The organism is uncultured Parasphingorhabdus sp. (assembly GCF_963975555.1).
Taxonomy (GTDB): domain Bacteria; phylum Pseudomonadota; class Alphaproteobacteria; order Sphingomonadales; family Sphingomonadaceae; genus Parasphingorhabdus.
In genome coordinates this window covers 69,873-95,294 of record NZ_CAXBHH010000004.1, presented here as the reverse complement: position 1 = coordinate 95,294, position 25,422 = coordinate 69,873, and the positions used below count along the sequence as shown (strand labels likewise).

The window sequence follows — 25,422 nt, the reverse complement described above, 5'->3', positions numbered from 1 at the left end:
GAGCCGGGATGAAAGAAACAATGCAAATAGCAGAATCCGGGCCCTTGTTGGCGAAAGGTCCCAAGCTATTTGTTATCGACGCGCGCAATGGTGTCGAACGGCGCTATCTGCTCGATTGGCTCCGTAAAACCGTCGCCGAGGATGCGGCTGGCGAGAAACTCAACTGGGTCTCGCTCCCCCTGTCCGATGAACGGGCCAATTTGCGTCTCGGGCCCTTGGGTGAAAAGCTGAAGGAAAATCCGGAGACTCTGGTCATCCCGGTGCGCATTGCCTGGCGTATTCCCAATTTCGAAAAAAGCCGTGCGGTCAAAATGCGTCATGTCATTTTCGGCGATCCGCGAAACCCCGGCAGTTTTCGTGCCCGGTCCATTCTCTTGCGCAACAAGCGGCGCGCCCATTGCCTGACCGGACAGCCTGCGACAATTGGTGAACTCAAACAGCGGTTTGCCGAGCTCAGCAAGGATTATGACCAGACCGACAATGCGGAATTGTCAGCCTTTGTCGTGCGACAGGCTGGCCTGGTGCTGGATATTTCCGAACGCGAATTGCGGGGACGGCGCTATAAGGTTCCGCGGCATGTGGCAGACGGTTTGCGCAGCGATGCCCGTTTCCGGGCCGCGATGACGAAGCTTTCCACTGATCTGGGTCAGAGCGAAGTGGCGCTCTATGAACAAGCCGCAAAATATATGAAGGAGCTGATCGCCCGGCCCAGTCCCATGTTCATCGACATGAAGGCAAAGCTTGACCGGTTCATGTTGTCGCAGGGCTATGAGGACAATGTGGTTTTCGATCGCAAGGAGCTGACCCGGTTGCGCCAGACGATGCGAGACCATCCGACCTTGCTGCTGTTCACCCACAAAACCTATATCGATGGTGTCACCGCCACCGATCTTGCCTATCAAAACGACTTGCCGCTCATCCATTTGTTCGGCGGCATCAATCTGGATTTTTTCGGTCTGGGTTTCATGCTGCGCCGCGCCGGTACGATCTTCATCCGGCGGAGCTTCGAGAATAATCCCGTCTACAAGCTCGTCTTGCGCTATTATGTCAGCTATCTGCTCGAGAAACGCTTCCCGATGACCTGGGCCTTTGAAGGCACACGTTCCCGGCTCGGCAAGCTGATGCCGCCTCGCTACGGCCTGCTCAAATATGTCATGGACAGCGCGCACAGCAACGATATCGAAAATGTGCATATCATTCCCGTCGTCACCAGTTTCGATTTGATCCGCGATGTCGAGGAATATGCGAGCGAGCAGACGGGGCGGATCAAGAAGCCGGAATCGCTGAGCTGGTTCATCGGCTATCTTCGAAGCCTGCGGGAACCGATGGGCAAGGTCTATGTCGACTTCGGCGAACCGGTGGTTATCAAAAAGGCACCCAATCCGAATGACCGGCTGGCCTTGTCGAAAATGGCATTTGAGGTCGCGGTGCAGGCCAACCGGGCGACGCCGCTGACGTTGACTTCGCTGATGTGTCTGTGCCTGCTCGGCACCGCGCCGCGTGCGATGACAGAAATCGAGCTGCGCGCAGTGATAAACTATCTGGTCGGCTGGGCCCGGGAGCGAGACATCCGGTTGAGCGACGATCTGACGGACAAGAATCTTGAAGGTGTCCAGCGTGTTATAGAGACATTGGTCAATAACGGGTTGCTTGTCCGTTATGACAAGGGCCCGACGCTGGTTTACGCGATCGAACCCGACCAACATCCGATTGCCAGCTATTATCGCAACACCATCATCCATCATTTTCTCGACAAGGCGATCATCGAACTGTCGCTTTTGAAGGCGCGGGAAGTCGATGACCGGAAGGCCGCGGATGTGTTCTGGGAAGAGACCGACCGTCTTCGGGATCTGTTCAAGTTCGAGTTTTTCTATCCGGAAAAGCAGCAATATCGGGAAAATCTGAAAGCAGAATTGCAACGGGCAGATCCGGATTGGCAGACGAAGCTCGAGGACGGGGGCGTGAAGCTCGCCAGTCTCACCAACCGCTTCCAGCCGCTGATCGGCCATGCGGTATTCTTGCCGTTCGTGGAGTCCTATACGATCGTATTGGATATCCTGTCGCGGCTGGAGCCAGGCCATGTGATCGACAAGAAGAGTTGTGTCGCAATGGCGTTGAAAGAGGGGCGTCAGGCCTATCTGCTTCGCCGGATCACCAGCGAGGCCTCGATTGGTAAAATCCTGTTTGAAAATGGCTTTAAAATGGCAGCGGGTCTCGGTCTGACCGGCGAAACTACTCCGGAAATCGTCGCCGAACGGAAAGCATTGTTGCGGAAGTTCAGGGCGCTATCCCGCCGGATGGAAAAATCGCGGCTCGAATTGCTGACACTCGCCGACAGGATATTTGAATAATGACGCGGGCCGCCGAAAGGACATTATAATGACCGAGCAGAGCAACATAAGCCAGCTGAGTGCGCAGGACGCCCAGTTTTTATATATCCAGTCCGCCACCAATCTTACCCATGTGATGGCGGTCTATATCTATGATCCGTCCACTGCTCCCGGCGGGAAGGTAAGGTTCAAGGACATTATCGAACATATGCGCAAGCGTATGGATGTCTCGCCAATGTTCAAACGGAAATTATACCGTCTGCCGATGGATATTGATCACCCTTATTGGGTGAAAGACGAGAATTTTGATCTGGAAGCGCATATTTCGCACGGACGGTTGCCCGAGCCTGCTGACTGGCGGCAATTCTGTATTCACGTTGCTCGCCATCACAGCAAGCCGCTGGATATGACCAGGCCACTGTGGGACATGTATGTGCTGGAAGGTCTCGACAATATTCCCGGCTATGCCAAGGGCAGCTACGCCATAATGACGCGAATTCATCATTCCACCATCGATGGTGTGTCCGGTGCGCATTTCTTCGCGGCGGTCTCGGACAAAGACCCGCAAGGAACGCCTGCGATCCCGTTGCCGGAAGGCGAGCCGGCAGCCAATGATCTCCCGACAACGTCGGAGATATTGAGCCGTGCGATCAACAGTACGGTGACTTCACCGGTGAAATTGGCTCAGGCATTGCTGAAATTTGCGCCGGCACTGTTGTCATCGGCTCAAAAGTCTCTGGCCGGCGGTGATGAGGAAACGGCCACGGGGGTTCCGCAAACCCGGTTCAACGGGCCGGTTACCCCCCACAAGATGTTTGATGCGATCACCTTCGATCTCGACGAACTGAAGAAGATGCGTCTCAAAGTGGGCGATGCGACTATAAATGACGTAGTGCTGACGATCTGCAGCGGTGCCTTGCGCCATTATCTGGCCAAGCATAAGGAGCTTCCGAAAGATTCTCTTGTCGCTGTCGCGCCGGTCAACGCCCGCAGCCGTTCGGGCGATGAAGCCAACCCCGGCAACAATATATCGGCGATGACGATCAAGATATGGTCAAATATCGCCGATCCTGTCAAACGCCTCGAAGCGATCAGGGATACCACGCGGGAAACCAAGGCGGCAAAATCCGGGCTGAGCGCGCGGATCATGACCGATCTGACCAAACATATCCCCGGGGTCACCATGGCGGGTGTTGCTCGCATTCTGACCGACGAACGTTTCGCTCCGAAAATGAGCAATTTGATGGTTTCGAACGTCCCTGGCCCCCAGATTCAGCTATATATGAACGGAGCGAAGCTGACGCATCAATATGGTTTGGCACCGCTGGCGCATGGAATGGGCCTGTTTATCGCTGCACTAAGCTACAATGGCAGCATTTCCTTCAGCATTATCTCCGATCGAAAAATGATGCCCGACGTTGAGTTTTTTCGAGAATGCCTGCAAAGAGCGTTCAACGAACTGCGAGACGCCAAGCCTAATGCCGACGTACGTCCGACCAAAAAGACGGCGGTAGCACCAAAAGAACCGGTAACGCCCAGAGATGGTTCGGTAATGTATCGACGGGTTGCCAGGAAACCCAGAACGGTTGCTGCAAAAGCAAGCGGCGGAGGCAAACCGAAAGTAAAATAGGGAGCGGATAGATTGCGCGACGCCCGATTCCCGGGGGACGGCAAATACCATGCGTAATTTTGGTGGAAGAGTGAACCGAAGATGATCCTGAACACGACTTTGAAAATGGAAAAAGCCATGGCCCAGGCCAAGAGCTATTCCGAATGGTCGAAAGCCGCGAAGGCGCACGACAAATCCACTGGAGTCGATGTTTGGAAGACATCTGACGAGAGTAAGCATTTTGATCACAAGTCGATCCGCCGCCGTCTGAAACGTCTCTCGCGGCTCTGGAAAGCGCAGGACAATGCAGGTCTGCTTTATGCCCTGAACGAAGGTATCCACGGCAATATGGACGGAATGGGCCATGCCCGCCTGCACCAGAAAGCGAAATTCGGGACCAAGCAGCTCATTCAGGATTATGTCGACGCGATTGTAAACTCACTGGAATATCTGGCCAGTGACAAGGTGACCGACATACCGTTCGAAGAAAAGCTCGATTTTTTTCGCCGGGCGCAGCATTGCTACGGACGATCAGCTTTTCTGATGAGTGGCTCGGGCGCTTATCTTTATTTTCACGTCGGCGTTGCAAAAGCGCTTTGGGAAGAAGGACTGCTTCCCGACATCATGTCCGGTTCCAGTGGTGGCTCGGTCGTCAGTGCATTGATCAGTACGCATACCGACAAGGAAATACCGCCATTTTTTGAACCGGAGAACCTGACTCTCGGTACGGATCACGAAGACGAAGGGCAGCGCGGCTTTCTGGGCGGCCCCAGTCGTATGCGAGCGGATGAGATACGCCAGCGTCTGACAGACTTGCTTCCCGATCTGACATTTCAGGAGGCCTATGAGCTTACCGGCCGCCATCTCAACGTTTCGATCGCTCCGGCGGAAAAACACCAGACGTCGCGCCTGCTGAACGCCATTGCTTCTCCCAATGTCTATATCCGCGAAGCGGTTCTAGCCTCTTGCGCGGTTCCGGGCATCTATCCGCCGGTAACATTGGCCGCAAAAAACCATCGTGGCGAGCGGGTTCCCTATCTGCCCAATCGCAAATGGGTTGACGGCTCGGTGACCAATGATCTGCCGGTGAAAAGGCTCGCGAGGCTCTACGGTGTTAATCACCATATCGTCAGTCAGGCCAATCCATTGGTGACGCCGTTTGCTACCGATTTCAGCCAGAAACGGAATCCGCTCTCCTCGATCCGCAATGCGTCGACAGCAACCATGAAAGCATGGTTCAACGCCAATGTGGAAATGATGCAGAAACCGCTATCCTATTTTCCGCGCCTGAACAGCATGGCCAATATGGCGCTGTCGGTGATCAACCAGGACTATACCGGCGATATCAATATCATCCGCCCGACCATGTTCTGGGGACCATCGAAGATTTTGAGCAACCTGCCGGTTGAGGATATTGCCGAACTGATCCAGCTTGGCGAACGCACGACCTGGCCGAAAATCGAGATGGTGCGGACCCAGACCAAGATTAGCCAGACACTGGACCGGATCTTGTTCAAATATGAAAATGAACTGGCACATGATCACGAATTGGTGGTGAAGAGGAAAATTGCTTGAAACAGGAAGACGGGAAGTTCCTGCTTCCGCCGGAATCGAAGGCGGCGGGTGCGAATTTATATTGGCAGATATGGCTGCCTGACGACAAACCCAAGGCATTGATCCTGCTTGTTCATGGCTATGCAGAACATTCGGGGCGATACCAATATTTTGCGAAACATTGTCTCGACAGAGGTTATGCCGTCTTTGCCATGGACCATTGGGGCCATGGCAAATCTGACGGAACTCCCGGTTTTGTGCCCGACTTTTCAGTATTCCATGACGGCGTTGACGAGCTGCTGGCGCGCGCAGAGCAGGATTTTCCAGATTTACCGGTGATGCTCGTGGGGCACAGCATGGGCGGATTGATCAGCGCCACCTATCTGTTGTCGAACCAGTCCAAATTTGCCGCCTGCGTCTTGTCCGGACCCGCCGTAAAAGCGGCGGAAGAGCCTTCCGCATTCCTGAAGGCCATCAGTGGCTTTTTGTCCCGATTCTTTCCCAAACTCGGGGTGCTCGAGCTTGATCCGAACGGCGTCAGTCGCGATCCCAAGGTTGTCGCCGACTATCTTGCTGACCCGCTCGTCTATAATGGCAAAATGGGTGCCCGGCTGGCTGCCGAAATGCTGAGCAATATGACCCGAATTCAGGAGAATTCCTGGCAGGTTTCACTGCCCATTCTGCTGCTTCACGGTGGCAAGGACAGTCTGGCTGCCGCTGAAGGATCGAAATATCTGGATAGCCATATTGCCTCGATTGACAAGACGCTCAAAATCTATCCGGAATTGTTCCATGAGATTTTCAACGAGCCGGAAAAAGACGAAGTCTTGAATGATATGACCGACTGGCTGGATACACGCTTGTCGGCAAACAAGGGGTAACAGCGAGCCATGAATATATTTATCACAATCGTGGGAATTATCATGGTGGCGTTTATTGCCCTCTATGTTCTGTTCCCGCGTAGCTTGTTCAGCTTCTTCCGCAACGCCTTGCGCAGACGGGGTAAGCTGACATTGAAGTCGATCAAAGCGGGCGATATGGTCTGGCCCTATCTGGAAGGCGGTTCTCCTGATGCCGAACCGCTGGTGCTGCTGCACGGCTTTGGCGGCGACAAGGATAATTGGGCGGCCTATGCGCCAGAGATCGTTGGAAAATACCGGCTGATTGCTCCTGACCTGCCTGGGTTCGGAGAAAATACCAGGGATATTGACCGGGACTATGACATGGCCACGCAAGCGTCACGCGTTCGGGATTTTCTGGATGCGATGGGTATCGAGAAATGTCATATTGGCGGAAACAGCATGGGCGGTTTCGTGTCTCTGCGCTTTGCGCTGGATTATCCGGAGCGCCTGATCTCGATGACGCTGTTCAACAATGCGGGGGTCGTCGGAGTTAATGAGAGCAAGCTTCAGAAAGAGGCTCAAGACGGCAAAAACCCGCTCGAGATCCACAGTCCCGACGATGTGAAGCGGATGCTCGCTTTCGTAGCGCACAAGCCGATGAAGGTGCCCGGGCAGATTCGGAAAATTTTCTATGAAGATTTTGCCGTGCATCGCGCGTTGCTCGACAAGATTTTCTGGACTTTGGTCGAAGATGGCACGGCCAAGCCGCTGAACGACCAGCTTGATCAGGTTAAGGCACCGACCCTTATCATATGGGGCCGTCATGACCAGTTGATCGATGTCAGTTGTGTCGATGTGCTCGAAAAGGGCATCCCCAACGCAGAATCGATCATTTTTGAAGATGTCGGCCACATTCCGATGATTGAAAACCCCAAGGGCACCGCGAAGCGTCATCTGGAGTTCCTTGCAAAACACTGAAAATCCCTTCAGTCTGGTGCCGATGGTTTTCCTTTAGAGTAGTCGTCAACGAAGGGGTGTTTATGGAGTTGAAGGTCGGACTATTGGGCGGCGGGTCGTGGGGAACGACGGTTGCCTCTCTGGTTTCACGCAACGCGCCGATAAAGCTTTGGGCGCGAAATCCGGAAACCGTCAGCGATATCAACGATAATCACTGCAACAGCAAATATTTGCCGGGCGTCAAATTGCCACTTGCTGTGACCGCGACGTCGGAAATTGGCGAGGCTGTGTCCGGGGCCGATGTGCTCGTCATGGGAATACCTTCCAGCAGCTTTCGCAGCGTGCTGGAGGAGGCAAAGCAATATCTCCGGCCATGGGTGCCCGTTATCAGCCTGACCAAGGGACTGGAACTGGCAACGAGCAAGCGAATGACCGAGGTCATTGAAGAGGTCCTTCCGGGCCATCCGGTTGGCGTTCTGACCGGTCCCAATCTGGCCCGTGAAATCATGGCCGGGCAGGCCGCAGCCAGTGTGATTTCGATGGAAGACGAGATTATTGTGAAACAATTGCAGCAGCTTTTCCACTCGGGCCTGTTCCGCGTTTATACCAATACCGATCTGCTCGGGTGCGAACTTGGTGGTGTGCTCAAGAATATCATCGCCATCGCTGTCGGCATGGGTGATGGTCTGGGTGCCGGCGACAATACCCGGTCAGCCTTGATCACCAGAGGGCTTGCCGAAATCACCCGCTTGGGGGTGGCGATGGGTGGCAGACCCGAAACATTCTCCGGGCTTACCGGTATGGGCGATATGATAGCAACCTGTACCAGTCCATTGAGCCGCAATCGCCATGTTGGCGTCGAGCTGGGCAAAGGGCGCCATATTGATGAAATCATCGGTGAAATGCTCATGGTGGCAGAGGGCGTGAAAAGCGCGCCCACCGTGATTGCTCTGGCCAAGAAATATGGTGTCGCCATGCCCATCGCCGAGGATGTTTTTGAAGTTACCAAGGGCAATCGTTCCGCTGTGCGTGCGTTTCGCGGATTGGTGAATCAATCGGCCGGCGCAGAGTCAGATGCGGGTTGAGACATTTGATTTTCTTCAAGATTTTAAGGTCCGAAATGGCTCATGACGACAGTTATAATATGGAAAGACTGTGTCATTTTTGATGATATTAACTATTTTTTGCAGGCCTATTTCTGCTCAAATAACTCAAAAACAAGAAAATTTCCGAGTCAATTAAGCATGTTAGGAAATCTTCTGGGTTTTTCTTGCTTTGAAATGGGGCACATCATAAAATTCGATAGCATAGGCAGGGGATTTTGTTAGGCTGAGTATCGTCGGGCACCTTTGTCACCCAGGGAGTATAGTATGGAATTTCGCAGCCACGCGGCCAACGATGCGAAAGAGAATCTGCTGGTTGAGGCGAGGGATTTGCTAATCCACTCGGCATCTCCTTCTGATCCAGATATTTTCAGCAAACAGTTCAACGAAATTGAACTGCGCTTTGATCGTTCCGACGAAATATTCTGGTGTTACATGAATCAGACATCCCGGCCGAGCTATACCTACGAACTGGGAGAGGAAATCCAGCAGGTCCAGGACTGGATTCACGCCAACTATGCGATGGATGGATCACAGAGATCAGATCCGTTGCGCTATTTTGTCTGTGGATCCCGTACGCCGGGTATCTACAACCTCGGTGGCGATTTGAAACATTTTGCCGATTGTATCCGTCGTCGCGATCTGGGCGCATTGAAAAAATACGCACGCACATGCGTCCATATGCAATATGAGAATAGCACCGGTTTTGGCGCGCCGATCATCACCATGGCTCTGGTGCAGGGGGACGCGCTGGGGGGCGGTTTCGAACATGCGCTGGCTTTTGACATATTGGTTGCCGAAAAAAGCGCACGGCTGGGCCTTCCGGAAATATTGTTCAATCTCTTCCCGGGCATGGGTGCCTACAGTTTTCTGCGACAGCGTCTTGGTCGCAAGGATACCGAACGGTTCATCCTCGAGGGCAAGCTGTTCACTGCCACCGAGCTATATGACATGGGTGTCGTCGACATATTGGCAGAAGACGGCATGGGCGAGGCCGCAATCGTCGAATATACCAAGGAAAACCGCAGACGCTATCATGCCGAGCGTGCCGTCTATCGTGCGCGAAAAATCGCAAGTCCGGTGAGCCTAGAAGAGCTGCTGGAGATTACCGATGCATGGGCCGAAACCGCGCTTTATCTCGAAGAAGGGGATGTGCGGAAGATGGAGCGGCTCGCAACAGCGCAAGACCGAAGGATTCAACGGTCGCTGAAAGCGGTCTGACGATCTATCGGATTGGCCGCTGTGATCTCGGCTGTGCCGTCTTTGTGACTGTTTGTCGAAACGCGTTTCAGACAATCACCAATATCGGCGACTTGCCGTTCGATTTTTGCCAGATATTCAAAACGGCGATTTTTGAAATCTCTTTCGCCGACCACTTCAAGTCTTGAACAGGACTCAACGAGATAGGTCGCTCCCACATTCGCGGCCCCACTTTTGAATGCATGGGCGTGGAAACGAAAGTCATCGACCGATTGTTCGTCGACTGACTTCCTGAACGCAATCAAGATATCGGCCGCATCTTCCAGATAGGCTTCGATAATAGACTGGACGAAAGCCTCGTCGCCAATCGAGAGAAGATAGTCCAGCTGAGCCGGGTCGATGGCGGGCGGAGCCGGTCTGCTTTCCTGCCCACTAATATTGGCGACCACTTCCAACGGGTCGGAGTGGTTATTGTCTGGCTCCTGATTGACGATATTGACCGTTTGTGAAGCTATGATTTCAATTAATTCCTTTGCCTCGATCGGTTTCGTCATTCGGAGGTCCATGCCCGCATCAAGACATTTCTTTTCCGTTTCCTCGGTGGAATCTGCTGTTAGCCCGATAATCGGAATATGCTTGCGCGGTCCTTCGATCTGACGCCAGAGCTTGCAGCATTCAATGCCGCCCATAACGGGCATGTTCACATCCAGGAACACAATCTCGAACGACCCTTTTTCGAGTTGTTCGAGCGCTTTCTCGCCGTCGGCAACCATGGTAACCTGATGACCCGCATTGGCCAGAATTGTTTCGAGTACCATCTGGTTTGTACGATTGTCGTCCGCGATCAACACCCGAACGGACGAACCGTGGCTTGCCTGGCTGTCATTGCCTGTTTCAGGTTGTTGCTGCTGGGGTTGTAGCTGCTCTGTTTGCTGCGCCCCTGAACCGGCGAATGAACAGCCAATCTGCACTGCGCTGCGAATAGCGCTGAAATCCGACCCCGCAGGGAGAAGCGTCGCGAAAGCCGCCCGCAGTTGAATGTCTGTCAGATTTTTCTTTTTGCCTTTGGTGAACAAGACCGGAGGAAGCTTGGCTTTCCGGAACGCAGACCACATTGGCGATTCGTCATCATGTTCGCTCGCGATGGCATCATCCAGCAGAGCAATGTCATAAAATCCAGTATCACGTTCTTCGAGAATTTTCGTGATGTCGTCTGCCTTGTGGCACTGGACATGGTCTATCATTATCGGTTGCCGGTCGGTATTGCAGATGACCGGTGCATGTTCATCACGGGTCAGCGACAGTATTCTGACGCTATCCTCGTCGGTGCCGTGATTGTCGGCGTTCAGCGTTTCGGCTGGAAACACCAGGGTGAATGTGCTGCCTTCACCGAGTTCGCTATCGACAGAAATATGGCCGCCCATTTGAGTGGCCAGTTTATGACAAATGGCTAATCCCAGCCCGGTTCCGCCGAACTCGCTTGCTATCGTATCATTTGCTTGATGGAAAACATCGAAAATTTTCTGATGGGCTTCCTTTGCAATGCCGGGGCCGGTGTCGGTGACTGACAGCCACATCTGCCCAGGTTCATTCTCCGGTCCGAAACCACATTTCAGGGTGATGGATCCCGATCCCGTAAATTTCACCGCGTTACTGGTCAGGTTGATCAGAATATTGCGAACATAATCGAGCTGACCCGTAATGATTTTATTGCTGTGGGGCTCCGCTTGCAGAACGATCTTGATGCCTTTTTCGTCAGCGGCAATCTGCATGATCTCGCGAACCTCGGAAAGCACGTCCACAAGAGAGAATGGCTTCGGCTCAGGGAGCTCATCGCGAGAATCGGATTGAGCGAAGTTCAGCAGTTGATTGATCAGGTGCAGCAAATGCCGTCCTGCAGATACACTGGTCGCAACCATCTGATGCTGTTTTTCCGGCAGCTTCATGTCGAGAAGATGGGTGCCGTAACCGATGATGGCATTCAGCGGGGTCCGTAGTTCATGGCTGATGCTGGCAAGGAACAGGCTTTTGGCCTTGCTCGCCTCCTCGGCTTCTTCCTTGGCTTGGGAGATTTTGGTGATCAATGTCGAGCAATATGCCGGTATTACCAACAAGCCGACCAAGAGACCGATCGACAATGATGGGCTGTTGCGCCAGAATTCGACGGTATAGATGGTCACTCCGAATGCAATTGCCGCCATCGCTGACGCGAGGAACAGCCAGAATACTCCAAAACGGAAGCCGTTTCCGAGAATGACCCAGAGCATTAGCGGGTAAACGGCCGCAACACTCTCTCCGCCAATCTGGAACAGGAAAGCTGCTGCACCGAAATCCGTACAGAGTCCCATGAACCGCCGCACACTCGAAGTTTTCCGGTGAACGTGATAGGCGATAGCGATTGCTATACTGACGACGAAATAGATGCCGAAACCAATGATCAATCCGGTAGGTGCGCTCAAGATAGCGCAAGCTGACCATGCGAGAACAATCAAAATGATCCGGTTTTTGATCATTTCATGTTCCCGATCACGCGGCTGGCCATCCATGCCGAAGTGCGGATCTATGGGCTGATGATGCGGTTTTGGCGAAGCGCGCGATGTTCGGGATAACACGTTGGTTAGCCTTCTGCCGATCGACTCGGTAGATTTGTTTTCCGCCCATCAAATAATTTGCGGAGATCTCCGGCCCGTTGCGGGCGTGCAATCTGGAATCCCTGGATTTCGTCACAGCCTGAAACCCGCAACAATTCCAGTTGGGCCTCATTCTCGACGCCCTCTGCGACCACTCGCATGCCTAATGCGTGGGCCAGATGCGCGATGGTTCCGATAATTGCCCGGTCAGCCGCACTATGTTCGATGCGCGATATAAAAGTGCGATCGATTTTGAGGCAGTTGGCGGGCAGGTCTCGCAGATATTGCAGAGAGGAATAGCCGGTCCCGAAATCGTCAATCGCGATTCCAACGCCATGGCTGCGAATACGTTGAAGCGTTGCTCTGACTTCCTCATTATTGTCGATCAGCAGCTCTTCGGTGATTTCGATGGTGATTTTGGAAGGCGCAATGCCGTTGGCTTTGATACTGGCCAGCAATTCATCGCAGAGATTGTTATTTTGAAATTGTCTCGGTGAAACATTGATTGCGACGCGTGGCAGATCAATGCCTTGGTCAGCGTGAGCCTTTATTTCGCGGCATACTTCGCCAATCACCCAATTGCCCAGCAGATCCATGAGCCCGCTGTCATCGGCCACCCGGATGAACTGGATTGGAAGTAATCTTCCCCGAACGGGATGCTCCCATCTGATCAGAGCTTCCAGGCCGACATATTCGAGCGTTTGGGCATCCACAATGGGTTGATAATCGAGTGAAAACTCATTCTTGACGAGAGCGTCACGCAATTCATTCTCTAGCGCAGCATCGGCCTGCGCAATTTCGTTCATATCTTCCGAGAAGAAACGATGACAGTTCCGGCCATTGGCCTTGGCATCATACATGGCGAGGTCGGCCATGCGCAGAACTTCTTCATATTCATCCCCGTCGCTGGGGATGAGGCTTACGCCGATTGATGCGCTGATAACCTGACCGACGCCGCTGATGGCATATGGTTCGTTGATAGAGTTGAGGATTTTTGCGCAGCGCGAATTGATCGAATCAATGCTTTCGAATTTGCTGAAGATAATGGCGAATTCATCGCCACCGATCCGTGCCGCAAAATCGTCGGGACCAATGACCTTGGAAATCCGTTCTGCGATTTCCCGCAAAAGGGCGTCACCGCTGTGATGGCCGCGAGTATCATTGATGACCTTGAAACGGTCCAGATCAAGCAGCAACAATGCTGCTTCGCTGTTCGTTTTCTTACAGTGATCAATCGTGGATTTAACGTTTTCGGCCAGCAACACCCGGTTAGGAAGGCCGGTCAGCATGTCATGCAATGCCAAGTGGGTTCTATGTTCTTCGGCAAATTTCCGGGCTGTTATGTCAACCGCGGTTGTCAGAACGCCAATCGCTTCCCCCTTGTGGTTGAGCAGAGGAGATTTGTTGCAATGAAAAATGAGATCGACGCCATCGCTGGTGATTTTTTCTTCATAGTGGGGAATGGCAAGGCCGGATTTCAGAACCAGATCATTCCTGCGGCGGGAGTTGGCCGCTAAGGTCGGTTCGAAAAACGCCGCAAAATCCTCGCCCACCATTTCATCCGGATCTTTGTCGAACAAGGCGGATTGATAGGCATTCGTGAACAGGCAGTTGCCAGATCGATCTGTCGCGTTGATCATGATCGGGATTGTATCAATAATCTGCTCGAGCATGCTTTTGCCCATGGGGCCATCATTTGATGCCATTCCGCCGATAGCGGCATGTTTGCGTTCAATTTCCGATGCGCGCCGGCGCAGAGTAACGCTTTTCTTGCTTTTCGTCAGCAGCGACAAGGCACGACTGCAGAATTCGACATGGGAAACGGGGCTTTGCAAAAAGTCCGTCGCACCCGCATCGAGCGCGGCAAGCCGGCATTCGCGATCCTGATGAGCTGTGATGACAATCGCCGGGATTTCGCTGACGCCCGGCATCATCCGGACTTTCCGGATAAATTCAGCACCATTCATTTGCGGCATACGGTAGTCAACCACCATCAGATCCGCTTGGTTGTCACGCAGCCAATGCAGCGCCTCCACAGGGTCAGCATAAGTGACGGCGGAATATTTTTCCCCCATCAACGTCACAAACTGAGCATAAATCCTCAGGTTCGTTGGCCGGTCATCGACTATCAAAACGCGCGTGTTCATAGCGTTATGGACTACAGGCCTATGTTCAAGATAAGGTTAACACCCGATTATGAGTTTATAAGCTTATTATTCAATGGATTACCGGATATTCGCCATTGTTGGGAATAATGAAGGCCGTTCAACAGGGTTATTTTTTGCCTCGCAACTACGATAATGCGGGTGATGGTCTATTCTTAGCCGAATCAGGCATGCAATGCACCTCAGTCCGGCAAAGGATCGAGAGCGGTTATAGGAATGCCCGCGAACCGGAGCACTGGCATTGCTTTTTTTTGCGATTTTGGGTTAAAGTGTCAGGGCATTTTGTGGAGACGGGGCGCAGTCTTCACAATAACTTTTCTTCGTATTACGATCGGCGAATATCCGCTTGAACGTTGCGGTAAGGCCAGGGGGAACGATCAATGATCCGAATAGGGTTCTTGATGATTACATTGATGGCGGCAATTTGGCCCGCGATGGCCGACGCCAAACGTGTTGCGCTTGTCATTGGCAATTCCGCTTATGTTAACACTGGTTCGTTGTCCAATCCTGTAAATGACGCCAATATTGTCGCCGATTCAGCCCGCAAAGCAGGCTTTGACGAGATTACCGTAGCGCTGGATTTGACGGTAAGCAGCTTTCAGCGCGAACTCCTGACGTTTCAGGAAAAAGCGAATGGTGCCGACGTCGCCATGATCTATTATGCCGGTCATGGCATTGAGGGGCAGGGCAAGAACTGGCTCGTACCCATTGATGCGAAACTCAAAACAACAGCGGACCTTACCGATGAAACAATCGACCTTGATCGAATGGCAGAATCGGTCTCGGGTGCGGGGATCCGGATGGTGGTGCTGGATGCGTGCCGCGAAAATCCATTCGGCAAAGGATGGGCTTCGGGAACCCGGGTTGTCACACAAGGGCTAACGGAATCTGATGCCGATGGCGTGTTGATCATTTATGCGGCGGCGCCGGGACAGATCGCAACCGAAGGTCGCGCTTTCAATTCTCCCTTCGCGGAATCGCTGGCAAAACGATTGCCGCAGCCAGATTTGCCAATACAGATGTTGGCCGGTCTTGTTCGTGATGACGTATTGGCGGCAACCGGTGGCACCCAGCGTCCATTCATGAGCTCAAATATTACGGGCACGCCAGTATATCTGGTGCAAAAGACAGCGGCCGGTCAACCCAATTCTGAAACCGGTAATGTTAGCCAATCCCCGCTCGCGAAATCCGGTTCTTCGCCGACAATTGCAAATTCCGGTGCGGGATCGCCAAATAATCCTTCTAGCTCGGCGTCTGTGGTACCAGCCATCCCGGAAGACAGGGCTGCAGAACGGAGCGTGCCCGAACTTGCCCTAACATCGAACAATGCCAGCCCGCAGTCCGAAGCCGATCTGGCTTACGTACCGCCAGCCACTGTCGAACCGGAATTGCCGGTCTTGCCGCCGACTCCCGTACTCCCCGGCGAAGGCTATCCAGATTGCCGGGAAAATCACCAGGTTTTCGCGATGCCGTTCGACAAGGCGGACGATATAAACGAGTGCACGGTCAAACTGGACAAATATTACAGCGAAGTCCTGACTCCGTTTCGCGAACGGATGATCGAACATCAGGAAGCGATCTCCCAACTCTATGTCGATCAGGTCGGCGGAAACATGCAATATTCACCCAAGAGCCAGGATGGCTTCTACCAGTTGATGATGAAGGAACATGTGGATTCCGATCCTGCAGGAATCAATCTCGCAGATTATCGGAAGGCAGAAGCGCGGTATCAAAAAGATCGTGCCTATCTGCAGGACCGTTTTTGCTTCAACACTGGTTGCGGCGGATATCCTGTGCCGGAATTTGATGTGAAACTCGCCCTCGCGCAGCCGAAGCTTAGAATGGACCGGTCAGCCGGGGTGTCGGAAGGTTCGGGGCAAATCGCTAGCGCCGAGGAAGCCGTTGATGGCGGGAAGAAAAAGAAGAAGCAGAAAACAAAGTCCGGCTCCAAAAAATGCAAGGGTGCAAGGACCGGGGGCGGGCTGATCGGCGGTTTGCTGGGCGGTGTGATTGGCGATGCGGCAGGACTTGGTAATGTGGGAACATTGATCGCCGGCGGAGTGGGCGCCGTGCTGGGTGCCGAAATTGCCTGTCAGCTCGACGAGAAGGAACAGGAAAAAGCCGCCGAAGCCACAATGGCCATTGTCGAGAAAGAAGAGGTCGGTGCCGTTGCAACATGGCAGAGCCCGACTCGTGCAGATGTGTCTGGTTCATCGACCGTCACTGCACTGACGGCTGAACCAGATGGGCGGAAATGCCTGAGCATCACCGATGTTGCGATTATCGATGGCGAGGAAACAAAAATAGCCAAGCAGATGTGCCGTGGCCCAGGAGAGAAAAATTACTCCCTGATGGCGTGACCTGGCCGGAATGCTGGAAGATGCCGTATGTCACCCTCAAAAATTTATGGTCGGGAAGAGAGGATTCGAACCTCCGGCCCCTGCGTCCCGAACGCAGTACTCTACCAGACTGAGCTACTTCCCGATCCGCGCACATTTTCTGTGCAAGGGATGCGCGTATTATATGCTGGACCGATTTGCGGTTCAAGCCATAGCCGAATGACCTTGCAAACACGCCCTATCGATCTCGCGACAACCGGATTTGGTTGAGGATATTGCTATAGCGGTCTAGCGTTTGTCCTACACATGGTTGGAGAATGACGGTTTGATTCCCGGACAACATTACGAGCAGCAATATCTCGACCTGATGCGGCAAATCTGGACGCAGGGTGATGAACGTATTGATCGCACCGGCGTCGGCACGCGCGCGATTTTCGGTGTGACGATGCGCTTTGATCTTGCCGATGATGCCATTCCGTTGCTCACCACCAAGCGCGTGTTCTGGAAAACGGCGGCGCGGGAGATGCTCTGGTTCCTTACCGGTGATACCAATATCCGGGAGCTGGTGAAGCAGAAAGTACATATCTGGACCGACTGGCCGCTCGACAAATATCGCAAGGAAACCGGCGAGCAGCTTGACCGGGATGCGTTTGAACAGCGGATCATCGACGACGATGTTTTTGCCGCCAAATGGGGCGATCTCGGTCCGGTCTATGGCAAACAATGGGTAGACTGGCCGCGTTACACGCCGGCAGGCGAGGGGCTCTATCGCCGCGAGAAAACGGGCATCAACCAGATCGAATTGTTGATCGACGGGATCAAGAACAATCCCGGTTCGCGGCGGCACATTTTTACCGGCTGGAATGTCGCCGAACTGGACCAGATGGCATTGCCGCCCTGTCACAAAACCTATCAGTTTTACGTCTCCGGCGGGAAATTGTCGGGATTGCTTTATCAACGCAGTTGCGATCTTGGTCTCGGTTTTGCGTTTAACGTGTTCTCGGCGGCGCTGTTGATCCGGATGATTGCTCAGCAGTGTGACCTTGAACCGGGGGAACTCGTCTGGAACGGAGGCGATGTGCATCTCTACCTCAACCATGCCGATCTTGTAGAAGAACAGATCACTCGGATGCCTTCGGGCGCTCCCAAGTTGAAAATTCTGCGCAAGCCTGATTCGATTTTCGATTATCAAATCGGCGATTTCGCAGTGGAGGATTATGCTCCGCAATCCCATATCGCTGCGCCGGTTGCTGTTTAGCCTACAACGCGCTGAATTGCTTTCCTGTTGCGTGCTTGTGTGCCGGTGAATGCTGGCTCCCCGACTTTATTTCGCGCCAACAATGTAAACTTCTAGTAAAATATGATACTAGTGCGTCTCAATCGAGTCGTGCGTTTTATATTTTGAGTAGTGAACCAGTAGTGAGGGAGTAGTCCAACCAACTCTTTGGGGAGAGCTTAGAATGTCATTCCGTTCCATCAATCGTTCGCTATTTGTCACCGTGTCTTCTGTTGCCTGTTTGACGGGCCTTGCGACGGCGGCTCAGGCCCAATCCGGCCCAACCATGGTAGAAGATGCTCCGTCTATCGTTATTCGGGATGACCTGACTTTGAACGATCCGCCTCCGGTTGGTATCCTTGACAATGTTGTGGATGTCACGGGTGTGGGACAGATGACCGTAAGGGCCAATCAGGCCACGACTTCTCTGGGCCTTTGCACGGGCACCCTGATCAATCCGCGCACCGTTATTTTTGCGGCCCACTGCGTGAATAGCCAAGCTGCCGACACATATGGTTTTGCTACAGGCGGAACGGCGATTGCTTTCGGATTCAGCGCGGACAATCTTCCGGCAGTCCGCCGCTGGGTTGGACTTGACGGCGGTGTGGCAAACCAGACCGATGTCGATTTCAACATCTATAATGTCGAGCAAGTCTGGTATGATGAACGCTCTCTTCCGACCGGTTTTCTTGAGGCGGATGTCGCGATGGCAACGCTTGATACCCATGCCGGCGGTGTTCCGACCTGGACTATGTTGTTCTCGCCATTAACGGCCGAAACACATGGCATCATAAACGGCTATGGAGCGAGAGGGCTGGGGTCCAATGGGTCCAATCTCGGCATTGATTTCCGGCGGCGTATTGCAGAGAATATGATCTCGTCCGCGAGTTCGCTGAATGACAGGAATAATTTCCTTTTCGGCCCGGATGATTACGGATTACCGCAGACGCTGTATAACACAGATTTTGACAGTCCGGCCGGTCAGGATGCCTTTGATGACACAAACGGCATGTTCGATTTCGACCTTTATGACGGTGCCGCATTGCCGAGAGAAGGCACCACTGCAGGCGGTGATTCCGGTAGCGCATTGGTCGCGGATGAGCTTTTCGACACACCGGTTGTCACAGCGGTATTGTCTGGCGGTTCCAGATTTTTTGGCAACGATCCGAATGATCCGCTGACCTTCCAGCCATTTTCATCCTATGGAACGCAAAGCTTCTATCAGCCGCTCTATCTTTTCTGGGACCAGATCGTGGCAAATAATAGCTATGTTTATGCATCGAGCCGCGCTGGGAATCGGGACTGGTTAAATCCCAACCATTGGGTGCAGGATATGGACCCCAATTACGGCATTGATGTTGATGGTGAACTCGTCAACGCGCTCCCGGGATTTGAGGCACCGGGCGTTACCGGGGATACTCCGAAATTTGGCAATATCTGTTTCCTGGATGACTGTCTCGACCTGTCGACCATAAGCGCGGAATTTGATGAAGGAACGCCGAATAGCGTCTTTATCGAAGGTGGCCCGGGCAGCCTGAACTTCGTCCCGGATAACGTTGTTGCTGATCCATCGGCTGATATACGCGCGCGCTATTATGAAGTAACGCTCGCTGCGCACGGGACCACCCGATTGAGTGATGATGTCACCATTGACCGGCTTAATCTCCAGGGAGCAGCACGGCTTGATATCCGCAGCGGCGGAAATCTGAAAGTCTGGGGTGATTATACCCAGACTGGCGGGTGGCTGGACCTTGACGGTAGCCTGACAACCGGCGAGGCATTCTTTGGTTCAGGGCTGCTGACCGGCAATGGCTTTTTTGATCCGACATTCCTGACTTCGGTCAACGGTTCTATCGCTCCCGGTAGTGGTTTCGGGGATACCGGGACCCTGACGATCGCAGGTGACGTCATCCTGGCTTCCGGAACATTGTCCCTGTTTGATGTTAACCGTTATGGCAATGACCAGTTGGCGGTGGTTGGTGATGCCGACAATCCCGGGATCATTTCTTTGGGCGGTACCGCAGCGGTGATTAATGCATTCGGTCGCAGCAGTGCCCGCTATGGTCAGACTTTCGAGATCATCACGGCTGAAGGTGGCGTCGAGAATAGTTTTGACAATGTTGTGGGCAGGATCGGTGTTCTCTATCCAGAGCTGAGCTACGGTTCTAATAATGTTATCGCGAGGATGCGGGTTATCCGTTTCTCGGATTTCTTCCGAAGCGGCGGTATCACCAACCCGTTCGCACTGGCGTTCGGCAATGCTTTGGATAGTGCGCGCGGTCACTCCTATACCGATCTCGCCAATGTCTATGGTTTGATTGATGTCATGGAAGCGCCTGAATTGAACGCGACTTTCCAGAACCTGTCGGCCTCGCAAGCTGGCCGGACCACCACGTTGGATGAAAGGCAAAGCTCGACGATGCGGACTTTGGTTTCGGATCGCCTGTCATTGCTCGGTTCCCGGCAGGGTGTCGCTGGTAAAATCCAGATTGTGGGCGCGCCCGAGGTCTTCGACGGTCGCCGTCAGATGGTCGGTAGCGCCGCGTCGCAGATCAGTTTCGCCAAAAACTATCAGTCTTCCAGTTGGGATGCCGTGGCACTGCCGGAGAATATGAGCGGTTTCATGTCTGCCGGATTTCAGCAGTCATCGCTGGCATTCTCCGACAATAATAGCGGAGTACAGCAAGGTAGTTGGCATATCGCGATGGGTCTGGAATTTGGTCTGAGCGATCGGACCACATTCGGTACGGCATTCGGCTATGCTAATGGCGTACAGGAGGTCGGCGGCAGTGTTGCCAATGTAGAAACAAACCAGGCGTCGGTTTACGGCAATTATCGTCTTGGTGGAAATTTCTACGTCGGTGGTCAGGCTTCGATGTCTTATTCACAGATCGACTCGAATAGTCGGCTTGCGGCTGGACTTTCGTCCAGTAACCTGAATACCAATTCTCTGGCTTTTGCGAGCGAGATCGAGGCTGGTTATAACATCGATGTCGATGGCTTGATGCTGACGCCGCGGGCCAGCATTGGTTATTCATCCTATAATGTCGAAGGTTTCCGCGATAGCACCGGTAGTCTGGCGCTGGCCGTGGACGAGATCGGCCGTTCCGGTCTGGAAGCCAAAGTCGGATTGAAAATATCGGGCAGCACCAAATTGGGCTTTGCATCGGGGTGGTCGTTCCAGCCCGCCATGAAGCTTGATTATGTGAACCGCGTTTCCGGGAACGATACGAACTTCCGGGTCCGTTTCCTCGATGCGGAAAACGTATCGCTGCTATTGCCCATCGGTTTGCAGGATGCGTCTTATGGTGAGATCAAAGGCGGTTTCAGTTTTACCAACGGCGATTTGAGCTTTGGTGCCGCGGTTGAAAGCCGGTTGGGGCAACAAATCTATCGTGATGACCGCGCTATGATGAACATGGCGCTGCGCTTCTAGATATCGACATCTTCCGAGATAATAGAATAGGGGGGGGCATTGATTTTCTCCCTCTTTTTTATATCTCAGCATAGGACAGATACATTGACCTTTATGAGAAGATGAAATAATATAACAACCGATTGAAACAAATATTGCGCTGCAGCGTTGCGGTGCAGCAGGAGAGTTTGGATGGTTGATGACAGCCGCAAAAGCAATTTGCCGCCCCTGACGTTGCACATCCCGGAACCCAAATTCCGGCCGGGGGATGTTGTTGACTATAGCGATCTGGATATCCCCGCAGCTGGAGCACAGGCACGGCCGGATATCCATACCGCGCCCAAAGATATGCGCGATATGGTCTATGACATGGTCCGCGTTCTGGATGATGACCACCAGGCTGTCGGTCCCTGGGATCCCAAGCTTGATGACGAAACGCTGCTGACGATGCTCCGCACGATGGTGCAGGTGCGGACTTTTGATGACCGGCTGCATCGCCAGCAGCGTCAGGGTAAAACCAGCTTTTACATGAAATGCACCGGCGAGGAGGCGACATCGGTTGCCGCCGCCATGGCATTGCACGGCGATGACATGTGCTTCCCCAGCTATCGCCAGCAGGGAATATTGTTCGTCCGTGGCTATCCGATGATCGAGATGGTCAACCAGATTTTCTCGAACAAGGCCGACAAGCTCAAAGGGCGTCAGCTGCCGATCATGTATAGTTCGAGCGAGCTGAATTTCTTCACCGTATCGGGCAATCTGACCACGCAATATCCGCAAGCAGTGGGTTGGGCGATGGCCAGCGCCAGCAAGGGTGACAGCCGGATTGCCGCCGTTTGGTGCGGCGAGGGATCGACCGCGGAGGGTGATTTTCACGCTGCGATGACATTTGCAGCGGTTTATAATGCGCCAGTGATCATGAATATCGTCAACAACCAGTGGGCAATTTCGTCCTTTTCCGGTTTTGCCGGGGCAGAGCGTACCACCTTTGCTGCGCGCGGTGCCGGCTATGGCATTGCCGCCCTGCGTGTTGATGGCAATGATCCGCTGGCGGTCTATGCGGCCACAAGCTGGGCGGCAGAGCGGGCGCGGACCAATCAGGGGCCGACGTTGATCGAGCATTTCACCTATCGGGCCGAAGCGCACAGCACGTCCGATGATCCGACCGCCTATCGCAGTGCGCAAGAGCGGGAAGAATGGCCGCTCGGTGATCCGATCAACCGGCTTAACAAGCATCTGATCCAGCGCGGCGTGTGGAGCGATGAGCAGCAGGAGCAATTGGACGCAGAATGTCTCGCAGCGGTCAAGGAAGCGGTGACCGAAGCAGCCAAGAACGGCATATTGGGCCACGGTCTGCACCAGCCGTTTGAGACGATGTTTCAGGATGTGTTTGAAGAAATGCCCTGGCATCTCAAGGAACAGGCGGCGCAAGCCAATAAGGAACGGGAAATCAAATGGCCGTCATGAACATGATAGAGGCCATCAACAGCGGCCTCGAAACGATGATGCAGCGCGACGAGAATGTCGTGATCATGGGTGAAGACGTCGGCTATTTCGGCGGGGTTTTCCGCGCGACCGCCGGTCTTCAGGAGAAATTCGGCAAGACGCGCTGTTTCGATACGCCGATTTCCGAATGCGGCATCATCGGTGCGGCGGTCGGCATGTGCGCTTATGGTTTGCGGCCAGTACCGGAAATCCAGTTTGCCGATTATATCTATCCGGGAATGGACCAGCTGATTTCCGAAGCAGCGCGGTTGCGCTATCGCTCGGCGGGCGAATTTACCGCGCCGATGACCGTCCGCTCGCCGGTCGGTGGCGGTATTTTCGGTGGGCAGACGCATAGCCAGTCGCCCGAAGCCATGTTCACCCATGTTTCCGGTTTGAAAACCGTCATTCCGTCAACGCCTTATGACGCCAAGGGGCTATTGATCGCGTCGATCGAGGATAATGATCCGGTGCTCTTTCTCGAGCCCAAGCGGATCTACAATGGTCCGTTCACCGGCTATTATGACAATCCGGTCTCGCCATGGTCGAAATTCGCCGAGTCTGAAGTGCCGGAAGGCCATTATACCGTGCCGCTGGGCAAGGCGAAGATTGTTCGCGAAGGCGATGCGGTGACGGTTCTGGCTTATGGCACGATGGTGCATGTTGCGAAGGCGGTGGTCGAGGAACATGGCATAAATGCCGAGGTTATCGACCTGCGCACTCTGGTGCCGGTCGATATCGAGACGATCGAAAAGTCGGTCAAGAAAACCGGTCGCTGCCTGATCGTGCACGAAGCAACTCGGACCAGCGGCTTTGGTGCGGAGCTGTCGGCGCTGGTGCAGGAACGCTGTTTCTATCATCTCGAGGCACCGATCGAGCGGGTGACCGGATTTGACACGCCCTATCCGCACAGTCTGGAATGGGCCTATTTTCCGGGTCCGGTCCGGATCGGCGAAGCGTTGGAAAAGATTGTCAGGGATTTGAAATCATGAGCAAATATATATTCAACCTGCCGGATATTGGCGAGGGTATTGCCGAAGCGGAAATCGTCAAATGGCATATCAAGATCGGCGATGTCGTAGCCGAAGACGACCAGATTGCCGACGTCATGACCGACAAGGCGACCGTCGAGATGGAAGCGCCGGTTTCGGGCAAGATCATCGGCCTGGCCGGTGAAGAAGGCGACATTATCGCGATCGGTTCGATGCTGGTCGAGATCGAGGTTGAGGGTGACGTCGATGTCGATAAATTGGAAGATTTGGAAGCATCTCTCGCCGTCCCGGACGAGACGGATCAAGCGCAAGATGACGTCGTGCCGTCAGGACAAGTTATTGATAAAAAAGAAAATAATTCGGACATTCCAACAAGTGCATCTCCTCAGAAGGAGTCTGAAGACCCTTCCAGTGCTCCAACAAATCTTGACGCCATTTCCGCTCCAGCCAGCCAGCCGAAACCGCTCGCTACGCCTGCCGTTCGCAAGCGGGCCGCCGATCTCGGTGTCGATCTAAGCGAGGTCAAGGCGCAGGGTGAGCATATCCGGCACAGCGATCTCGATGCCTATCTCAACTATGGTGCGGGGCAGGGCTATCGTCCGTCGGGTGCCGTGCAGAAACGTGACGACGAAAAGATCAAAGTCATCGGAATGCGGCGCAAAATCGCGCAAAATATGGCGGATTCTAAACGGAATATTCCGCATTTCTCCTATGTTGACGAAATCGACATGACCGAGATCGAGGATATGCGCGGCGACCTCAACGCCAATCGCGGCGAGCGGGCGAAGCTGACGATCCTGCCGCTCATGATCGCGGCGATCTGCAAAGCATTGCGCGATTTTCCGATGCTGAATGCGACCTATGATGACGAGGCCGGCTTTGTCACACGCCATGGCGCCGTCCATCTTGGCATGGCGACCCAGACCTCGCAAGGGCTGATGGTGCCGGTTCTGCGCAACGCCCAGGATCTCAATATCTGGCAACTGGCTTCGGAAATTAGCCGTCTTGCCGCCGCCGCACGCGATGGCAGCGCGACGGCGAAAGAACTGACCGGATCAACGCTGACCCTGACATCGCTCGGCCCGTTGGGCGGGATCGCGACCACGCCGGTGATCAACCGTCCCGAAGTGGCGATCATCGGACCGAACAAGATTGTCGAACGTCCGATGATCATCGACGGCGAAATCCATGCGCGGAAGCTGATGAACCTGTCGATCTCGTGCGATCACCGTGTGGTGGATGGCTATGATGCCGCAAGCTATGTGCAGGCGCTCAAGCATTTCCTCGAGACGCCGGTGCTGCTGTTCGCGGATTGAATAGGCTTAATTCTGCCTTCTCCCGTGAGGGAGAAGGATGCGAAGACTTGGCAGCTTGGCTGCCTAGTCGCAGCTGGATGAGGGTGTTCTGCACTTCAGAGAGCAGAACACCCTCATCCAACGCCGCCTAATTCGCGTTGCTCATAAGGCTCTGTATCCTTCTCCCTCACGGGAGAAGGGGCCGGAGAGTTGCCGTTCGTCCTGAGCTT

Annotated in this window: 15 protein-coding genes and 1 tRNA gene; 13 read left to right on the top strand and 3 right to left on the bottom strand. The window is 53.8% G+C overall.

All coding sequences use genetic code 11. The features are described from left to right. Window positions 1–8 precede the first annotated feature (8 nt). The 7 genes from AAC060_RS10240 (at window position 9) to AAC060_RS10210 (ending at window position 9,616) form a co-directional block, all read left to right on the top strand. Window positions 9–2,351, top strand: a complete 2,343-nt coding sequence (locus AAC060_RS10240) for a glycerol-3-phosphate 1-O-acyltransferase (RefSeq protein WP_339825729.1) — start codon at window positions 9–11, stop codon at window positions 2,349–2,351. Between the two features lie 28 nt (window positions 2,352–2,379). After that, window positions 2,380–3,960, top strand: a complete 1,581-nt coding sequence (locus AAC060_RS10235) for a wax ester/triacylglycerol synthase family O-acyltransferase (RefSeq protein ID WP_339825727.1) — start codon at window positions 2,380–2,382, stop codon at window positions 3,958–3,960. An 81-nt stretch (window positions 3,961–4,041) separates the two neighbouring features. Next, window positions 4,042–5,514, top strand: coding sequence for a DUF3336 domain-containing protein (locus AAC060_RS10230; RefSeq protein ID WP_339825725.1), 1,473 nt, complete (start codon window positions 4,042–4,044; stop codon window positions 5,512–5,514). Next, window positions 5,511–6,374 (top strand): lysophospholipase, encoded by an 864-nt coding sequence (locus AAC060_RS10225; protein WP_339825721.1) that lies wholly within the window; start codon window positions 5,511–5,513, stop codon window positions 6,372–6,374. The genes AAC060_RS10230 and AAC060_RS10225 overlap by 4 nt, the downstream gene beginning before the upstream one ends. Before the next feature lie 9 nt (window positions 6,375–6,383). Next, window positions 6,384–7,313 carry an alpha/beta fold hydrolase gene (locus AAC060_RS10220; protein WP_339825718.1) on the top strand — a complete coding sequence of 310 codons (930 nt, stop codon included), beginning with the start codon at window positions 6,384–6,386 and terminating at the stop codon, window positions 7,311–7,313. Window positions 7,314–7,375: 62 nt separating this feature from the next. Further along, window positions 7,376–8,377 carry an NAD(P)H-dependent glycerol-3-phosphate dehydrogenase gene (locus tag AAC060_RS10215; RefSeq protein WP_339825715.1) on the top strand — a complete coding sequence of 334 codons (1,002 nt, stop codon included), beginning with the start codon at window positions 7,376–7,378 and terminating at the stop codon, window positions 8,375–8,377. Window positions 8,378–8,662: 285 nt separating this feature from the next. Continuing rightward, window positions 8,663–9,616: a crotonase/enoyl-CoA hydratase family protein gene (locus AAC060_RS10210; RefSeq protein ID WP_339825712.1), complete on the top strand. Its 954-nt coding sequence runs from the start codon at window positions 8,663–8,665 to the stop codon at window positions 9,614–9,616. Here AAC060_RS10210 and AAC060_RS10205 read toward each other — a convergent pair. Next, entirely contained in the window at window positions 9,592–12,108 is a 2,517-nt protein-coding gene (locus AAC060_RS10205) for an ATP-binding protein (protein ID WP_339825709.1), read from the bottom strand. The genes AAC060_RS10210 and AAC060_RS10205 overlap by 25 nt on opposite strands. Window positions 12,109–12,212: 104 nt before the next feature. Beyond that, window positions 12,213–14,372: an EAL domain-containing protein gene (locus AAC060_RS10200; RefSeq protein ID WP_339825705.1), complete on the bottom strand. Its 2,160-nt coding sequence runs from the start codon at window positions 14,370–14,372 to the stop codon at window positions 12,213–12,215. A gap of 431 nt (window positions 14,373–14,803) precedes the next feature. Between AAC060_RS10200 and AAC060_RS10195 the strand changes: the two genes are divergently transcribed. After that, a complete protein-coding gene (locus tag AAC060_RS10195; protein ID WP_339825702.1) occupies window positions 14,804–16,750 on the top strand; it encodes a caspase family protein in 1,947 nt (648 codons plus the stop codon). Between the two features lie 47 nt (window positions 16,751–16,797). Here the strand turns inward: AAC060_RS10195 and AAC060_RS10190 are convergent. Then, window positions 16,798–16,874, bottom strand: a tRNA-Pro gene (locus tag AAC060_RS10190). 183 nt (window positions 16,875–17,057) lie between these two features. Between AAC060_RS10190 and thyA the strand changes: the two genes are divergently transcribed. The 5 genes from thyA (at window position 17,058) to AAC060_RS10165 (ending at window position 25,213) form a co-directional block, all read left to right on the top strand. After that, complete coding sequence (thyA, locus tag AAC060_RS10185; RefSeq protein WP_339826324.1) at window positions 17,058–17,987, top strand: thymidylate synthase; 930 nt, start codon at window positions 17,058–17,060, stop codon at window positions 17,985–17,987. 202 nt (window positions 17,988–18,189) lie between these two features. Further along, window positions 18,190–21,441 carry an autotransporter domain-containing protein gene (locus tag AAC060_RS10180; RefSeq protein ID WP_339825699.1) on the top strand — a complete coding sequence of 1,084 codons (3,252 nt, stop codon included), beginning with the start codon at window positions 18,190–18,192 and terminating at the stop codon, window positions 21,439–21,441. A gap of 171 nt (window positions 21,442–21,612) precedes the next feature. Next, complete coding sequence (locus AAC060_RS10175; RefSeq protein WP_339825697.1) at window positions 21,613–22,887, top strand: 3-methyl-2-oxobutanoate dehydrogenase (2-methylpropanoyl-transferring) subunit alpha; 1,275 nt, start codon at window positions 21,613–21,615, stop codon at window positions 22,885–22,887. After that, a complete protein-coding gene (locus AAC060_RS10170) occupies window positions 22,875–23,897 on the top strand; it encodes an alpha-ketoacid dehydrogenase subunit beta (RefSeq protein WP_339825695.1) in 1,023 nt (340 codons plus the stop codon). The genes AAC060_RS10175 and AAC060_RS10170 overlap by 13 nt, the downstream gene beginning before the upstream one ends. Beyond that, window positions 23,894–25,213: a dihydrolipoamide acetyltransferase family protein gene (locus AAC060_RS10165; protein WP_339825693.1), complete on the top strand. Its 1,320-nt coding sequence runs from the start codon at window positions 23,894–23,896 to the stop codon at window positions 25,211–25,213. Before AAC060_RS10170 ends, AAC060_RS10165 begins: the two co-directional genes overlap by 4 nt. Window positions 25,214–25,422: the final 209 nt, after the last annotated feature.

What these genes read in the sequence shown, in the direction of transcription:
- AAC060_RS10240 (WP_339825729.1), top strand. Translation starts at nt 9, where the DNA reads ATGAAAGAAACAATGCAAATAGCAGAATCCGGGCCCTTGTTGGCGAAA.
- AAC060_RS10235 (WP_339825727.1), top strand. Translation starts at nt 2,380, where the DNA reads ATGACCGAGCAGAGCAACATAAGCCAGCTGAGTGCGCAGGACGCCCAG.
- AAC060_RS10230 (WP_339825725.1), top strand. Translation starts at nt 4,042, where the DNA reads ATGATCCTGAACACGACTTTGAAAATGGAAAAAGCCATGGCCCAGGCC.
- AAC060_RS10220 (WP_339825718.1), top strand. Translation starts at nt 6,384, where the DNA reads ATGAATATATTTATCACAATCGTGGGAATTATCATGGTGGCGTTTATT.
- AAC060_RS10215 (WP_339825715.1), top strand. Translation starts at nt 7,376, where the DNA reads ATGGAGTTGAAGGTCGGACTATTGGGCGGCGGGTCGTGGGGAACGACG.
- AAC060_RS10210 (WP_339825712.1), top strand. Translation starts at nt 8,663, where the DNA reads ATGGAATTTCGCAGCCACGCGGCCAACGATGCGAAAGAGAATCTGCTG.
- AAC060_RS10205 (WP_339825709.1), bottom strand. Translation starts at nt 12,108, where the DNA reads ATGATCAAAAACCGGATCATTTTGATTGTTCTCGCATGGTCAGCTTGC.
- AAC060_RS10200 (WP_339825705.1), bottom strand. Translation starts at nt 14,372, where the DNA reads ATGAACACGCGCGTTTTGATAGTCGATGACCGGCCAACGAACCTGAGG.
- AAC060_RS10195 (WP_339825702.1), top strand. Translation starts at nt 14,804, where the DNA reads ATGGCGGCAATTTGGCCCGCGATGGCCGACGCCAAACGTGTTGCGCTT.
- AAC060_RS10180 (WP_339825699.1), top strand. Translation starts at nt 18,190, where the DNA reads ATGTCATTCCGTTCCATCAATCGTTCGCTATTTGTCACCGTGTCTTCT.
- AAC060_RS10175 (WP_339825697.1), top strand. Translation starts at nt 21,613, where the DNA reads ATGGTTGATGACAGCCGCAAAAGCAATTTGCCGCCCCTGACGTTGCAC.
- AAC060_RS10170 (WP_339825695.1), top strand. Translation starts at nt 22,875, where the DNA reads ATGGCCGTCATGAACATGATAGAGGCCATCAACAGCGGCCTCGAAACG.
- AAC060_RS10165 (WP_339825693.1), top strand. Translation starts at nt 23,894, where the DNA reads ATGAGCAAATATATATTCAACCTGCCGGATATTGGCGAGGGTATTGCC.